This is a genomic window from Dyadobacter flavalbus (genome assembly GCF_006149045.1).
GTDB classification, from domain to species: domain Bacteria; phylum Bacteroidota; class Bacteroidia; order Cytophagales; family Spirosomataceae; genus Dyadobacter; species Dyadobacter flavalbus.
Window position 1 is genome coordinate 1 of record NZ_VBSN01000041.1, and the last position, 14,681, is coordinate 14,681.

The 14,681-nt window shown below is 45.7% G+C and carries 11 protein-coding genes; 5 read left to right on the top strand and 6 right to left on the bottom strand.

The window, feature by feature from the left end:
• Positions 1 to 676: 676 nt before the first annotated feature.
• From FEM33_RS15070 to FEM33_RS15095, 6 genes are read right to left on the bottom strand one after another with little or no spacing between them, the layout of a single operon-like run.
• A complete protein-coding gene (locus FEM33_RS15070; RefSeq protein ID WP_139012853.1) occupies positions 677 to 2,077 on the bottom strand; it encodes a RagB/SusD family nutrient uptake outer membrane protein in 1,401 nt (466 codons plus the stop codon).
• 8 nt (positions 2,078 to 2,085) lie between these two features.
• Complete coding sequence (locus FEM33_RS15075; RefSeq protein WP_139012854.1) at positions 2,086 to 5,109, bottom strand: SusC/RagA family TonB-linked outer membrane protein; 3,024 nt, start codon at positions 5,107 to 5,109, stop codon at positions 2,086 to 2,088.
• Between the two features lie 21 nt (positions 5,110 to 5,130).
• Positions 5,131 to 6,033 (bottom strand): LLM class flavin-dependent oxidoreductase, encoded by a 903-nt coding sequence (locus FEM33_RS15080; RefSeq protein WP_139012855.1) that lies wholly within the window; start codon positions 6,031 to 6,033, stop codon positions 5,131 to 5,133.
• A gap of 19 nt (positions 6,034 to 6,052) precedes the next feature.
• A complete protein-coding gene (locus FEM33_RS15085) occupies positions 6,053 to 6,973 on the bottom strand; it encodes an LLM class flavin-dependent oxidoreductase (RefSeq protein WP_139012856.1) in 921 nt (306 codons plus the stop codon).
• A 12-nt stretch (positions 6,974 to 6,985) separates the two neighbouring features.
• Positions 6,986 to 8,203, bottom strand: a complete 1,218-nt coding sequence (locus FEM33_RS15090; RefSeq protein WP_139012857.1) for a lanthionine synthetase LanC family protein — start codon at positions 8,201 to 8,203, stop codon at positions 6,986 to 6,988.
• A gap of 27 nt (positions 8,204 to 8,230) precedes the next feature.
• Positions 8,231 to 9,427 (bottom strand): lanthionine synthetase LanC family protein, encoded by a 1,197-nt coding sequence (locus tag FEM33_RS15095; RefSeq protein WP_161597139.1) that lies wholly within the window; start codon positions 9,425 to 9,427, stop codon positions 8,231 to 8,233.
• A 321-nt stretch (positions 9,428 to 9,748) separates the two neighbouring features.
• On the opposite strand from FEM33_RS15095, the gene FEM33_RS15100 reads away from it, so the two are divergent.
• The 5 genes from FEM33_RS15100 (at position 9,749) to FEM33_RS15115 (ending at position 14,679) form a co-directional block, all read left to right on the top strand.
• Complete coding sequence (locus FEM33_RS15100) at positions 9,749 to 9,931, top strand: class I lanthipeptide (RefSeq protein WP_139012859.1); 183 nt, start codon at positions 9,749 to 9,751, stop codon at positions 9,929 to 9,931.
• 87 nt (positions 9,932 to 10,018) lie between these two features.
• On the top strand, positions 10,019 to 10,198 hold the full coding sequence (locus FEM33_RS15105; RefSeq protein WP_139012860.1) for a class I lanthipeptide: 180 nt from the start codon (positions 10,019 to 10,021) through the stop codon (positions 10,196 to 10,198).
• An 82-nt stretch (positions 10,199 to 10,280) separates the two neighbouring features.
• Entirely contained in the window at positions 10,281 to 10,448 is a 168-nt protein-coding gene (locus tag FEM33_RS26370) for a class I lanthipeptide (protein ID WP_161597140.1), read from the top strand.
• Positions 10,449 to 10,555: 107 nt separating this feature from the next.
• Positions 10,556 to 13,714, top strand: coding sequence for a lantibiotic dehydratase (locus FEM33_RS15110; RefSeq protein ID WP_139012861.1), 3,159 nt, complete (start codon positions 10,556 to 10,558; stop codon positions 13,712 to 13,714).
• Between the two features lie 122 nt (positions 13,715 to 13,836).
• Complete coding sequence (locus FEM33_RS15115) at positions 13,837 to 14,679, top strand: LytR/AlgR family response regulator transcription factor (protein ID WP_139012862.1); 843 nt, start codon at positions 13,837 to 13,839, stop codon at positions 14,677 to 14,679.
• The last annotated feature ends 2 nt before the right edge of the window (positions 14,680 to 14,681 follow it).

Here is a 14,681-nt window from a genome sequence, read left to right on the forward strand (position 1 = left end):
GCCAACTGCAAAACCCATTATTCCCGATTGGGAGTGCAAAAGTGCAACATTAACTTTTTATACGCAAGCACAGAATGAAAATATTTATCGCATTTTTTCCCAAATCTCCTTAACCGGTTGATAATCACTATTAGCTAACGGAAAATAGTTCCAGAAAACTTCCTCAGACTGACTCTCCCGGCAAGTACCGTATTGTAACGGCTTTTATTCAGTCTGCTTTTTTAAATGGCTTGTATTTAAGGATACCAGTCGGGGCGTACAGTTATATCATCAGTTCCTTTTGGGTCACATTATATAACAGAATAAGAATTTGATGCAATAAATTGGTAAAGGATAAGCCGCGGCGTGGCAAACAAAGCAGCATGGCGGCGTTACTTCTGTAATGCAGGCAAATGTTGGTAACAAAGAAGGCATACCGCTTGAATCTGGATTTGTTCACGGAAGCAAAAGCGATGTACAAAACTTGAAAAGCTGCCGCTGTACGTTTCACAAGGAAGCTACATTTGCGGCGCTGCCGCCTGTACATATCATATTTATATACATATTATATTATAGAATAAGATATGTAATCAGCAGAGTTTGTCAGACTATTCCATGCACGATGTTAGCCCAACAAATTTTTAGTATGTTTGACCTTTACGTTAATGATGAGATGTTGCCAGATTACAGAAAAATGTCAGTATCCTTCATTCTGAACCATGCCGGGATTTTCATTTATTTCCGCTTCGGGAATGGGGCCGATACGAAAGGGATGACCAAACGGTATGTCTCCTTTGAATTGGCCATCTTTTTTTTGGATTACGCTTTGAAGGCGATTTAAATCATAAAAACGGTCTCCTTCGAATGCAAGCTCTTTTCTTCTTTCCAAAAGGATATCTTCAAGCAGGGCAAGTCCGTAAGAGCTGTACTGCTGTCCCGGATCTCGTTCTTTTATCAATTTATTCAGATAGAACAATGCTTTTTGCTCCTGATGAAGCCGAAAGGCAGATTCGGAAGCAATCAGGTAAATTTCGGATAGCCGGATTACTTTCTTGTCGTCCAGGTCACCACTTAGAAAGGTATACTTATTCACGATGAACGCCGGATTCTCGGCAGCCTCTCTTTTTCCCGCAATAACCAATTCTGCACGAATATCGGTTTTTGAGTAAAGCTTTAGCAATGACTTCGCAGCCAGCAGGTCACCGTATCCAGCTTGCTGATACATGTATGCCAGTTCATCGGGACCGGCATTTGATAATTCATCTGATGAAACCTCAAACAATGTTTCCTGCTTGTTGCCTGGTGTGTGCGGCTTTGAAGACGCCCAATAGGAAATGAAATCTGTGCGTGAAAGTAGCTTGTACTCTTCTGCGTCAATGATTTCCTGAGATAAAGCAAGGGCCATTTTATAATCTGCCCGGTAGAGACTTACTTTGGCAGAGATACCAAGGACGGCAGACTTTGAAAAACGTGCGGAACCATTATCTGCCACGATCATTTGTGCTGCGGAGTCCAGGTCGGCCATAATCTGACCGTACACCTCACGAATGCTGTTTCTTGGCGGTGTAGAAGTCGGATCGTAGGTCAGCACAAGCGGTACGCCGGGCATTTCCGGATCATATGTATATGGCCTGGCAAATGTTTTTACCAGGGTAAAATACATAAGCCCTCTCAGCGCAAAGGCTTCTCCTTTAATCTGTCTGACGGATTGATCAGGTGACAAATTTGCGTTGATGACATTATTTGCTCTCAATATTGCACTGTAACCATCATACCATATCCCCTTGTACTCGGTATTATTGGAAGTAATCAGATTTTGGTCAAAGGCAAGGTATTTCCCTGAATTACGCGTAGACATGTATACATTGTCCGAAGCCAGGTCGCCGATCAAAGGAAGCGAACGTCCGAAGAGATTACTGCTGGCAAGCTGTGCATAACATCCATTCAGTGCAGTCTGCAGGTCACTGACCGTGCGAATCGTCTTGTTGGCTGGAACTTCCGTGTATGGAGCCAGGTCAAGAAAGGATTTGCGGCATGAACCGGCAGAAAGCAGGAGCACTGTCAGAACGGTCGTGAAGTATATGTACGTCCTCGTCATATTCTTTTTTAAAATTCAATCTGTATTCCACCACTGAATGTTTTTGGAATAAAAACATCGAAATCAGTCGTGCTGTTAAGGTTAGTTTCAGGGTCATAAGGAAGCTTTTTGTCCCGCACCCAGGTGAGGATATTAGAACCTCGAAGATACAACCTGGCACTGGCCAGGCCACTGCGGACCAGGAAGGAATGGGGTATTTTGTATGCCATTGTCAAATTGCGAAACCGGAGATAATCCCCATGATACAGAAACCGGGTGGAAACGGCATTGGAAGCATTGTTACCTCCATAAACATATTTTGGCACATCGGTAATATCACCGGGCTTTTGCCACCTTTTCAGTTGCGACGATACCACATTGAAATTTGCGTTGGCACCATCGCTTTGCGTGTAACTTGCCCAGCCATCTCGTATCATATTGCCGTAGCTGTAATAGAACTGGAATTCCAGGCTTAGCCCTTTGTAATTCAAATCCGACCCGAGAGTTCCGAACCCACGTGGCGAGGCCGAGCCTGCAACAAACCGGCTTGCCGCATTATACGACTCCACGATTTCCTTTCCGGACACATCCTTGTACCATTGCGGAGCGCCGGTCTCCGGGTTTACACCTGCCCACTGGCGCAAATAAAAGGATCCCAAATCTTCACCGACCCGCCTTATAAAGGTTCCTGTGATGATGTCGCGGTTATCAGGCAATGACAAGATCCTGTTTTTGTTCCGGGCAATATTGAAAAAGATGTTCCACAAGAACGGACCGGAACGAATCACACTGCCCGCTAAGCCTATTTCCAAACCTCGGTTTCTCACAGAGCCTGCATTGTTTTTGTAGGTCGCAAATCCGGAAGTCCCCGACAATGGCTCGTCAAGCAGCAAATTGGAAGTGATCCGGCTGTACCAATCGAAGACGATTGTGAGACGCCCGCCCATCATAGCCAAATCGCATCCGATATTAAGCGGTTTGCTGAACTCCCACGTGAGATTGTTGTTTCCAGGAGTTACCGGCGCACTTCCGGCATTTCCCATGTAATTGTAAGATTTGCCGTATGCATAGGCTGCCCGCCAGTCATAATTCCCGATGGATGCATTCCCATTAAAGCCATAAGACCCTCTGATTTTCAGCTCATAAATAAAAGGAATGTCTTTGAAAAACTCCTCCCTATCCAAATGCCAGGCCATTCCGACCGACCAGAAATTGCCCTGGCGGCGTGCAGGACCAAACCGTGAAGAGCCATCGCGTCGAAAACTTCCGGAAAAAAGCCATTTACTTTTAATCGAGAAATCCATGAACGCGAGCGCCGAAATAAATGCATAATCGCTGTTACTTCCTTCACCGGACTGTGCTACTGCTCCTGCAGAAGGCACAGTGACGGTCAGGTTGGGAGGCATGCCTGATACCACCGTTCGGTTGAAGTAATGACTGGATTTTTGTGCTTCATACCCGGCAGTCAAGTGCAATGTGTAATCATTGCCGGAAAAACGGTGGTCGTATTCTGCCAGATTGCTCCATATCCAGTTAAAATATCTTGCATAACCACGGGCAGAGAGTCCTTTTTCATTGACGGCATCCCCATAGAAGGGATTGTTGTAGCTATCTTCTTCCAATGCATTGTAATCAATGCCGATTCGTGAGCTCAGTTTTAGCTGTTTCAAGATCCGGTAATCAGCAGAAAACGACGCGATGCTTTTCAGGCCGGAAGTGTTTCTCCGGTCCATTTCAGCAATAGCCAGTGGATTATACAGTCCGCCGGCAGGAAAATCAGGAGCAGATATATTAAGGTTTCCATCAGAAGTTTTTGCAGATAGTGAAGGTCGTAAAAAGTGGGCGGCCAATACCGGATTGGAAAAGGCACCACCGTTGTCAGGGCCATACTGACTGGTGTGTCCCAGCATTATGGAAGATGCCAGAGTGATTTGCTTTCCTGCCTGATGTTCCAGTGCCAGATTTCCTGTAAACCTTTTAAAACCGCTTGCTATTACATTTCCTGTTTGGGACAAATATCCGCCACTGAGGTAAAAACGGGTTTTATCATGACCTCCTGAAGCAGAAAAATAATGCTGCGAGGTTTTGCCGGTTTGTGTCACTTCTTGGAGCCAGTTGGTGTTCACTGCCGGATTTACACCAAAGGTTTCATCAACAAACCGGATCGCAGAATGGATAGAAGGATATTGATCAGGAAAACGGTTACGAACCCCTTCGGCAGTCAGTTCACGCCATTCGCCGGTATTTAACGGCCTGTTGGCAGGGCTGGAAAATGCTTGTTTAACAAAACCGGCCTCGCTGCTGAACTGAAACACTGTTTTGCCCGATTTCCCTTTTTTAAGTGTAATAATAATTACACCATTGGCGGCCCGCGAACCGTAAGCTGAGGTTGCTACAGCATCTTTCAATACGGTGATCTGCTCTATGTCATTGACATTAATGCCGCTTAACGCATTGGCATTTGAATTGTAAAGTGCAAGAACTCCCGTGTTGACGGGAATACCATTAATGACATACAACGGATCTGACCCGGCATGGATCGATCCGGTGCCACGAATGCGAATTTGCTGCAACGAACCGGGCAACCCGGAGCCTCCTGCCGACTGGAGTCCCGGTACGCTCCCCTGCAATGCTTTATCCAGTGAAATGAATGGTGAATTTTCAATTTGTCCCGATTTTATGACCGAGTATGCTCCGGTTGTTTTATCTCTGGAAGCAGAACTGTAACCTGTAATTACTACTTCCTTGAGGCTGTTTACATCGGCCGTCATTGCTATATCGAGTTCTTGCTGGTTTACGGACAATGCTGCTTCCCTGGTAACCAGTCCAACACCCTGAAAGGTAAGTGTTGCATTTCGGTGCGGTGCAAGAAGCTTGTACCGGCCCAGCGAATCGGTTATACTTCCGTGATTTAAACCTTTGAGCCAGACAGTTACTCCGGGTATGGGTGAACCGTTTTCAGCAGAAGTTACGCTGCCGAAAACGGTTATGTCCTGCGCATATAGCTGCATTACCCTTAACATCATACCGATGGACAGTAACAGTTTACCCATTTTTTAAAGGTCAGTTTGAATTCAGGATCCGGTTAGCAGCTGTTTCAATTGCCTGACTCCCTGCATACGGTATTTCGGATCGAGTATTCCATTAAAAAACATAAAATCATGCAAGTCAAAAAATGAGCGGTATTGCTGAATGAAATCGTAAAAAGAAGTGACGTCATTGTATGGAAGTTTGTCCTCATACTGCTGTTGCCGGGCAATCCGCGCAGCCATACGGAAAGACGGGTGACATATTCCGATCACCACAGCCCTGATCTGCGGATAGCGCCCGTGCCGCTCGAAAAACTGCTGTTTGAATGCATCCAACTTGTCTTTTTGTTCCGTTTTGAACTCCCTGCTGGTCCAGATACACAAGTTTGTACCCAGTGACAGCGCACGTCTGAAACTGTTATCCGAATTGCCAAGCGTCCAGAGTTCAGGAAGAAAACCCTTGTAGGGTGGCAACACAACGCCTTCGTTGCGATAGAGTTCTTCTTCATTACGTAACAGGGACACAGTCTCTTCAACTTTCTTTTCAAAGTCCAGATATGCGTCCTCTTTCTTTTTACCGGTGGAATGCAGGGCTATATTCTGATAGGGCATTCCATTTGCAAAACCCAGTTCAATGCGGTTTGGGAAAATGCTGTTGTATAATTTATACGACGATGCTACATGATAAGGATTGTGCAGGCAGATCAGCGTTCCGGCCGTACCGATGCTTATTTTTTTCGTATGGGTCGCCAGTATCGGAATGAGGTTGGTCGGATTGCTGTAGGTAAGTGCCGGTTTGGGCATATGGTGCTCACCGAGCCAGAATTTATCAAAGCCCATTTCCTCTCCTGCAATCGCATAGTCGATCACATTTTGCAGTTTCAGCATACTGTTCAGGTGCGGCGCACGCTGGCCAAAATCAATTAAACCTATTTTTATGGGTTTCATAGGACTTTTGGTTAAGGATTTAGGCAGCCAGAACGGCCTTGCCGATGAGACGCATAGCGAGGTTTCTTTCCCTGGAATCCACACTATAGTTGTAGAGTATGAATTCGTCCACGCCGTAAAGCTCCTGGTATTCAGCTATTTTCTCCTGAAAATAATTAGGGCAGCCTACCAGGTTGAGATAAGGGCCGGCAGACTTGAATTTCTCCGCGGTCTGCCGGGCTTTTTGCATGGTTTTGTCACAGATAAAGCCCACCACCAGATTCGTTTTTGGATAAAAACCATTGGCGGCAAAGTAACCTTCCCTTAGTTCCAGAAGCTGCTCTTTTGCAAAACCCTGCTCGGCATATTCATGGCAAATAGATCTTGATAAATTAATCTTCAGGTTAATAATGCGGTCTCTGGACCGGTATGCCGAGCTGGATAGTGCCCACACATCCGGTACATGGCCTTTATAAGGAGGCACTACCACGCCTTCGCCGTTGCGATACAGGTCTTCCTCATCTCTCAGGTAGTGAAGCAATGCAGTCAGTTTTTCTTCAAAGCCTGCAATTTTGTCCAGCTCATCCTGTCCGGTGGAGTACCGGATAGCCTGCTTGCTAGGCTTTCCATTGGCAATTCCCAGATCAATGCGGTTACCATAGATATTGTTGAGCATTTTAAAGAATGTAGCAATGTGATAAGGCGAGTACAGGTTCAGCAATATTCCTGCTATTCCTACCCTGATCTTTTTGGTGGAAGAGGCCAGGATCGGGAGTACAGCCTGAGGATTGGACCATGCTAGGGATTTTTGCGAAAAATGGTGCTCGCTGATCCAGTATCGGGAAAAACCCAGCTGCTCAGCAGCGGATGCAGAATTAATGACATCATCCAGCTTCAGAAGGCTGTTAAGTCCGTTTTCGCGGAAACCAAAATCCAGGATACCGCAGGTTGGCTTTTTCATTTTAAGAATCAGTTAAGAGAGTAACCAAATTTTTTCCCAATAGCCCGGTTCGCCCTGCAAAGCGTTCATCAGCACCAGCCCTGAACCTACCGAACCTTCCAGGAAATAACCCGAAACTTCGGGATATAAAGCCTTTTCTTCTTCCTTCTGGTATTCACTGAAAGCAACCTGCATCCAATGATCATAACCCGCCTGATAATCCTGCAAGCCCGAGATACGCTGCAGATAATCGTAGTAATGCGCAATTCCCGTGGCACCATGACAGAATAATGAACCATGACATCTTGCATCCCCGATGTCTTTCATGTCAAGCGTCGCCTTGCCTGTTTCCGATGCCAGATCGAACCACGTGTGTTCCTTAAGGATTTCGGCTGCCTTGTAAAGGAAGTGGGTCACATTGAGGTCGCCGTAGCACCAACGCAGTCCACCCAGATAACTGGCGTCTTCGGCCGGAGAGAAATGCCCGTCCCGCGGCACCACCGTATTCGGAAACAAGCCGTGCTTTCCTTTCTGGTATGCTCCGGTTCTTTTGTGACGGGTTATAAAATGGATATAATTTCTGATCAGCAATTCGGCAAGGTCCTGCTCAATACCGGATTCATACACATTAAGTAAGACCAGAATTGACGATGCCATTCCATGTGACAGGCTAAAATTGATCTCATCCGGCCAGCCGTTCCTGTGCATGTAAGCATTTTTGAGATAAGATCCTGTCTGATGTGGCCGGGAAACACCGGCAAGTGTGCGTACATATTCGGCTAAAAAAGCCTCTGCTTTCGGATTTTTGTTAAGGCGGTAATACAGATAGTGAAACCCGCCAGTGCCGCCATGGAGAAAATCAGTGTCTTCCTTCTGTATCTTTTTCAGGGCACTTTCGAAAACAAAGTCATCTACACGGCCAAGAAAATCGTCATATTCATCTTCTATAAACCCTTCATTGATGAGTACTTCGAGCGCCAGACCCAATCCAGCTAGTCCGCTGGACAGCATAGCGTTGACCAAACCCCTCGCTGTAAGTTCCCGGAGCAGCTTTTGAAGCCTTGTGTACGCTTCACGGGCAAGGCGCTCATCCTGAACTATCCTCGAAAGATAAAAGAAGTACATGATTACGCCCAGTTCTCCACGGGATACATTACTTTCTTCAACAGGGTTTTGCGTTATCAGATCCGTAAGCTTTGGCAAGCGTGCCTGGATCTGAGCTGTCCAGATATTTTCTTTGATCGCTATCATAGATCTAAAAGGATAAGTAAAACGGATTCAGAGTAACCAGATCAAATCATTGAAGTCTACTTTATCAGGGTTCAGGCCCTTAATCAATCCGCAGCCGATCCCGATAATGCCCTCGCCAAAAGCAAGGTTGGTATGCGTATGCCATTGATTGTTTGCTGCCTTGAATCCTGCATACCCATCAGGAGAACAATCATAACGGAGGATTTGAGAGTACCAGAATGCCGAAGTTTCTTTCATCAGCGGGTCTTTGGTGAGCCGGGCAATGCGGTCAAACATAAGTGCCAGGCCGGTAGCGCCAAAAAGGATACTGGCGTCTTGCACACCAGTGATGCCATCCTCGCGCCGCGAAGCACATTTTTTCAGCAGCACCATGCCTTCTTCGTACCAGTCTCTTCTGTTAAATACACTACCCGCCCTGAGAAGCATGTAGCCTATTCCCATATCGCCATAACAAAGCGCCAGACGGCTTTCATGTGGATCTTGCACGATATCAATGTACTGATAATGCCTGTCATGAACCCGGTGCGCCTGGATAAAGGCAATGGTATCCTGCATGATGTCCTGTAACTGGCTGGCAGAGTACAATCCCATTTCAACTGCCCTCGACAGAAAAAGTGCGACCGCAGCGGAACCATGCGGCATGCTTAGATAGGTATTTGGTTTATGGGCATGAAGCCTGGATATCCAATAACATCCCTGGTCCGTTCGAACCGCATTTCTAACAATGCCGCGGATAAGCTCGGCCACAATGCGTTCTATGCCGTCACGGTTGAAGTAGCTCCGCTGCAGGAAATAAAGCCCGTACCCAAGTGCCCCGTTGACAAAGCCACCTATATTTTTCTGATCCAGCTCAAAGCGCATTTTTTTCAGAAGAATCATATCAATGTCTTCCAGAAAAGTATTCGGTTCCATATCGGTGACACCTTCTTCATACAGATATTGCGACACGATGCCCAGCTCGGCAAAATCCTGCGGATAGCTTTTGTTCAGGTCGCTATCGATCATATCACAAGCCTTATCAAATGTCAGTCGTGCTTCATTCAGGTATTTTTTATCCCCGGAATCCACTGAGTACAAGTAATTCAGAACTGATATGCCCAGAAATCCGCGTGAAAATCCAAAGCTGGTTAGTTGTTCCTGGTGCGCGTATACAATCTCATAAATTTCATTGATCTTGTTTTTTGCCAGTTCAGCCAGAATCGTTGATGTCCCTGATAGTGTCATTGCCATACTCATTTTATAATGTACAAATGTGTACAATGAGCGCAGCGATGGCCAAGTTTATAGACCAATCTCCCACATTATCTCGACTAACCATCAAACACGCGCCTATCGTCACCTGCGGGAGTTCAACCCTGTCCTTTTCTGCAGATTAAGAACCCGATCAGGCGGTCTTGGATCTGATTAGAAGTATTTGTCGATAATAATGGATAGTTCATATAAATAATTTACATCCCCGCAAGCCATCCAGCAATTTCGTTTCAAGTTCGTTCGGGCCCCAAAGAACGCTTCGTTTTATTTATAACCTTTTATCTCGCTTTAATCATGAAAAAGAAAACAGAAACTTCAAAACTTTCCATTGACAAAGAAACCATCGCACGCCTTAACGAAGAGCAGCTTTCTACCGAGCAAGCACAAGAAGTGGAAGGAGGCGTAACAGCCTTTACAGCCACCGGGCAGTCCTGCTGCGGCATTGGCGGCGGTGGAACCTACACCTCCTGCTGCTAAAAACCCCTGTAAAATGCCTGCAAGGGCTTAAGATTCCCTGCAGGCATTTTCTCCAACTATTATTCATCCTTCCAGATCACTACAATTATGAAAAAGAAATCAACTACTTCCAAGCTTTCAATTGATAAGGAAACCATCGCCCGTTTAAATCTCGAACAACTTTCAGAAGAGCAAGCGCAGGAAGTTGAGGGAGGGGTAACCGGTTTTACTGCCCCGGGACAATCTTGTTGTGCCGGTTCTAACGGGACCTATACATCCTGCTGCTAAGCTACCGCATCCAATGTCCACAAAGGCCTGAAACCATTTGTGGACATTTCTTTTTTCCTCTCAACTTCTCACTTTTTTGATTATGAAAAAGAAAACAAATACTTCAAGGTTATGCATCGACAAGGAGACAATTGCACGCCTTAATGAAGAGCAGCTTTCGATTGAACAAACAAAAGAACTGAATGGTGGTGTAACCGCTTTTACTGTCTGTGGAATTACCCGAAACGGTGGATATACGGCCTGTTCCTGATAACAGGATCGTACAGCCTGTTTATTCTCAAATTTTATAGCAAGCCTGTTTTATTTTGGTATAAATAACATTATTTTGATATTTAATTGACCTAATCCCTAAAAGACATGCCCATCCGCTCTCAGGGTTTCTTCTTGCTCAGACGTCCCAGGCTACCACTGGATGTATTTTACGATTTCAACGCGCGGGTTCAGAATCAGCCCGAATTGTTCGAACGGGAAATTATCCGGTTTTTTCTGCAGCCGGACATTTTGGAAGCCATTTACCTGGCATCTCCCGAATTGCATGACTCTTTCATCGGATTGATCGAAGGCAGGGTCAAAACAGGTGTTGACAAACTGCTCAAAACCCTTTATAAATACCTCGTGCGTATGACCTCCCGGAGTACGCCATACGGGCTGTTTGCAGGATGTACCGTAGGCGAGTTTGGGAAAGAAACCCGGTTTGAATTCAGTAACATGGTACCATACCATACACACTCAAGACTGGACATGAACTATGTGGCTGAAATGGCTGCAGATTTGCTCAGGAAAGACGAGATCAGAGTACAATTGAAATTTTCAGTCAATACAAGCTTGTACCGCATCGGGGACACATACCGGTATGTCGAAAGTTTTCTGAAAAACAAGAAAAGATTATATGTACTGGCTGCCGTAGAATCCAGCAGCTATCTGGATGCAGTCATATCCAGGGCACGGAACGGGGCAACGATTGGAGAAATAACAGATGCTATCGTTAGTGCGGAAATCAGCCAGGATGAAGCGAGCCAATACGTAAATGAAATAATAAATGCGCAAATACTGGTTTGTGAATTGGAAGCAACGGTCACAGGCGACGAGTTTTTTAATATCATCATTCAAAAGCTGGAAAAACTGAACGGAACTGCCTCCGAAGTGCTTCAACTTAAAAAAATAGCCGGTCTCCTGCAATTGCAAGATCCGGGTATTGCAAAATACAAGGAAATCGAGTCGGTAATAGCGCAAAATTTTGCCACTACCGGAAGTAAAGATCTCATTCAGACAGACCTGTTCTACAATGCCCCGCAATGCCGGCTCAGTGAGCAAGCCATTGAAACACTGATAAAAGATTATAAAAATATTGAAATCCTGGGCTACCGGAACCGGCAGCCCGAAATGGAACAGTTTAAAAAAAGTTTTTTCGAGCGGTACGAGCAGCGTGAAATGCCTTTACTAGAAGTGCTCGACAACGAAACCGGCATTGGGTATGGCAGGGTAACGGCGGGTAAAGCGGACAACCTGCCGTTGCTGGACGGAATACATCTGCCTGCCAGTGCAAAACCCAATTCGACGGAATGGTCTCCTCTGGTCAAATTTCAGGAGAAAATATACCAGAAATCAAAGGAGGACGGAACAAAAGTGGTGAGCCTGACAGATGGAATGTTGAATGCGCTGAGGAAAGAAATGCAGACGGTGACAACTGCACCGGGCAGTTTTTATCTGTTCGTAAATCTGATCGCAGATTCGCAGGAGCAGGTCGATGACGGAAATTTCAAAGTTGCATTTCATGCCATGGGCGGGCCGTCGGGCCTGAAACTCATCGGACGCTTTTGTCATGGCAACCCAGAGTTGACAGAATGGGTGCAACAAGTTGCCAGAAAGGAAGAAAGCCATGAAAAAGATGCGATTTTTGCTGAAATAGCACATTTGCCGGAAGCCCGTGCAGGAAATGTACTCATGCGACCTCATTTTCGCGAATACGAGATCCCGTATCTGGCCGGTTCATCGCTCCCTCAGGAAAAACAGATTGCTCTGGACGATCTGATGATTTCCTGTTCCGGTGCCGGAGAAATAATATTACGCTCCAAGAGATTAAATAAACGCGTGTATCCCCGGCTGACAAACGCGCATAATTTTGCAAGCGGACTGCCTGTGTACCGGTTCCTGTGCGAACTGGCTTATCATAACGAACATCAATACTTTGCGTGGAACTGGAATTTTCTTGCCGGAAATACATTTTTGCCGCGCGTTGAATACAAGCACTGGATAATCATCAGAGCTACCTGGAACCTTGAAAAAGAACTTTTCCCACAGCTGCTGGCGAAGGATGCCTGCTTCTTACAGGAATGGAAGCAAATCAGGAAAGACCTTGACATTCCGAGGTTTGTGCAGTTACGGCAGGGCGACAGCGAATTATTGATTGATAATGAATCCGATTTTTCAGTTCAGATCCTGGCCGATGCAATGCGTAAATATGGAAAGATCAGTGTCACCGAATTCCTTGAAGGGAATGGCAAAGGCGTTCTCCGCAACGGGGAAAACCACTATGTGAATGAGATCATTATTCCTTTGCTAAACCATGAGCCTGCTATTGCACCGGTGGTGCCAGGCAAACGTATCATGCTGCCTTCGGAAGTGAAGCGCAGTTTTATGGTAGGCAGTGAATGGCTGTATGTCAAAATCTACACCGGGACCAAAACTGCTGACCGGCTTTTAACCGCCGTGATCAAACCCTTCGTTGAAAAACTGTTACAGGAAAAGGTAATTGAAAAATGGTTTTTTATACGTTATGGTGATCCGGACGATCATCTGAGACTAAGATTTTATCACGGAAGCAATCCTGAGTTCTGGAATACCGTACTCGCCGGGCTGAACCGGATCATACACCCGTTGCTTGAAAACGGAACGGTACAAAGAATACAGATCGACACCTACAAACGGGAAATTGAAAGATACGGTACACAGTGCTTTGAAGAAATTGAATCCATTTTTTTTGCTGACAGCATAGCGGCAACCGGATTACTGGATTTGCTGGGCGGTGATGAAGGAGAACGTTACCGGTGGCTTCTGGGCCTGCGAGGCGTGGATATGCTTTTGACGGACCTCAATTTCAGCCTTGCCGATAAGAAAAAATTTATGGACAGTATGCAAGAACAATTTTTTAACGAATTCGGAGGAAATACATCGCTTGCTGTCCAACTAAACGATAAATACCGGGCACATAGCAAAGAAGTCGCCAGTTTCCTGAACCCGCAGGATGATTCTCAAAACGAGATTGAAGAAGTGATTATCCTCTTTAATGAGCGTTCTGATGCAGTTAGAACCGCGCTTCGTGCCTTGCAGGGCAGGGTGGAAACAGGAACAGGTAATCTGGCCAGCAGCTTGGTCCATATGTTCCTGAACAGATTGTTTGTTTCCAGGCAGCGGGTGCATGAACTGGTGATATATCACTACTTGAAAAAATATTATGAATCTGTACTGGCAAGAAAGGAAAAGAATATTGCCAAAAAATTGCTGAATGAACAGTAATTAATGCTATTTTTAACATTAATGGTCATATTTGTGGGCCAGATGTAACCGGGAACAGGTTATTTTCTGGCTTTTTAGCATTCATTTGATTCATAATAAGGTTCTGTAAATCATAGCCCTGGATGAGTTCTAATACTACAAAAAAAATAAGTTGTCTAATCATTGACGATGAGGAACCGGCCCATGAAGTTCTTAAATTCCTGATAGCTAAAATTCCCTGGCTGAGCTACGCAGGAAGCTGTTACAATGCTGTTGATGCGCTGGACATCATTCCGGAAACTAAACCGGATATTGTATTCCTTGATGTAAACATGCCGGAACTTTCAGGTCTTGACCTGCTCAGTATCATCAAGGTACCCGACTCACACGTGATTATGACTACAGCCTATCCTGAGTACGCCGTGGACGGCTTTACATTCGACGTGACCTCTTTTCTTCTGAAGCCCATTGGATTTGACCGCTTTCTGAAGGCAGTGACCAAAGTAAGGCGGCTGATAACCGGTAATCAGGCCTTTGGCGAAAAGACGCTTGCAATACCGAGCGACGAAGTGCAAACAGAGTCATTAGCTGCCGCAAGCCCCCTGCCCGACGAGTTGGTGGGACAGGTACAGCAAGAAGTCAAGGGCGATGTAAGCGTTCAGGAAGATTACATGTGGATCAGGGCCGACAGAAAGATGCACTGCATCTGGTTTAAAGACATTTATTTTGTTGAAGGATTAAAAGACTATGTGAAGGTGCATCATTCCAATGGCCTGCTGGTTACGCTTGCGTCTATGGCCACGATGATGAGCCGTCTGCCATCGCCACAATTTGTCAGGACGCACAGATCTTATATCGTCAATCGCAACAGCATCAAAATGATCGAAGGAAATATGATTACCATGCTCAACGGCATGAAAGTTTCCATTGCTGTATCACCGACAAGAGATGAAATTTTCAGGCAGCTGACTGAGAGACAATCTTAATA

Bases quoted from the DNA above. Each gene is read 5' to 3' on its own strand.
- FEM33_RS15070 (WP_139012853.1), bottom strand. From the start codon at position 2,077: ATGACGAGGACGTACATATACTTCACGACCGTTCTGACAGTGCTCCTG.
- FEM33_RS15075 (WP_139012854.1), bottom strand. From the start codon at position 5,109: ATGGGTAAACTGTTACTGTCCATCGGTATGATGTTAAGGGTAATGCAG.
- FEM33_RS15080 (WP_139012855.1), bottom strand. From the start codon at position 6,033: ATGAAACCCATAAAAATAGGTTTAATTGATTTTGGCCAGCGTGCGCCG.
- FEM33_RS15085 (WP_139012856.1), bottom strand. From the start codon at position 6,973: ATGAAAAAGCCAACCTGCGGTATCCTGGATTTTGGTTTCCGCGAAAAC.
- FEM33_RS15090 (WP_139012857.1), bottom strand. From the start codon at position 8,203: ATGATAGCGATCAAAGAAAATATCTGGACAGCTCAGATCCAGGCACGC.
- FEM33_RS15095 (WP_161597139.1), bottom strand. From the start codon at position 9,427: ATGACACTATCAGGGACATCAACGATTCTGGCTGAACTGGCAAAAAAC.
- FEM33_RS15100 (WP_139012859.1), top strand. From the start codon at position 9,749: ATGAAAAAGAAAACAGAAACTTCAAAACTTTCCATTGACAAAGAAACC.
- FEM33_RS15105 (WP_139012860.1), top strand. From the start codon at position 10,019: ATGAAAAAGAAATCAACTACTTCCAAGCTTTCAATTGATAAGGAAACC.
- FEM33_RS26370 (WP_161597140.1), top strand. From the start codon at position 10,281: ATGAAAAAGAAAACAAATACTTCAAGGTTATGCATCGACAAGGAGACA.
- FEM33_RS15110 (WP_139012861.1), top strand. From the start codon at position 10,556: ATGCCCATCCGCTCTCAGGGTTTCTTCTTGCTCAGACGTCCCAGGCTA.
- FEM33_RS15115 (WP_139012862.1), top strand. From the start codon at position 13,837: ATGAGTTCTAATACTACAAAAAAAATAAGTTGTCTAATCATTGACGAT.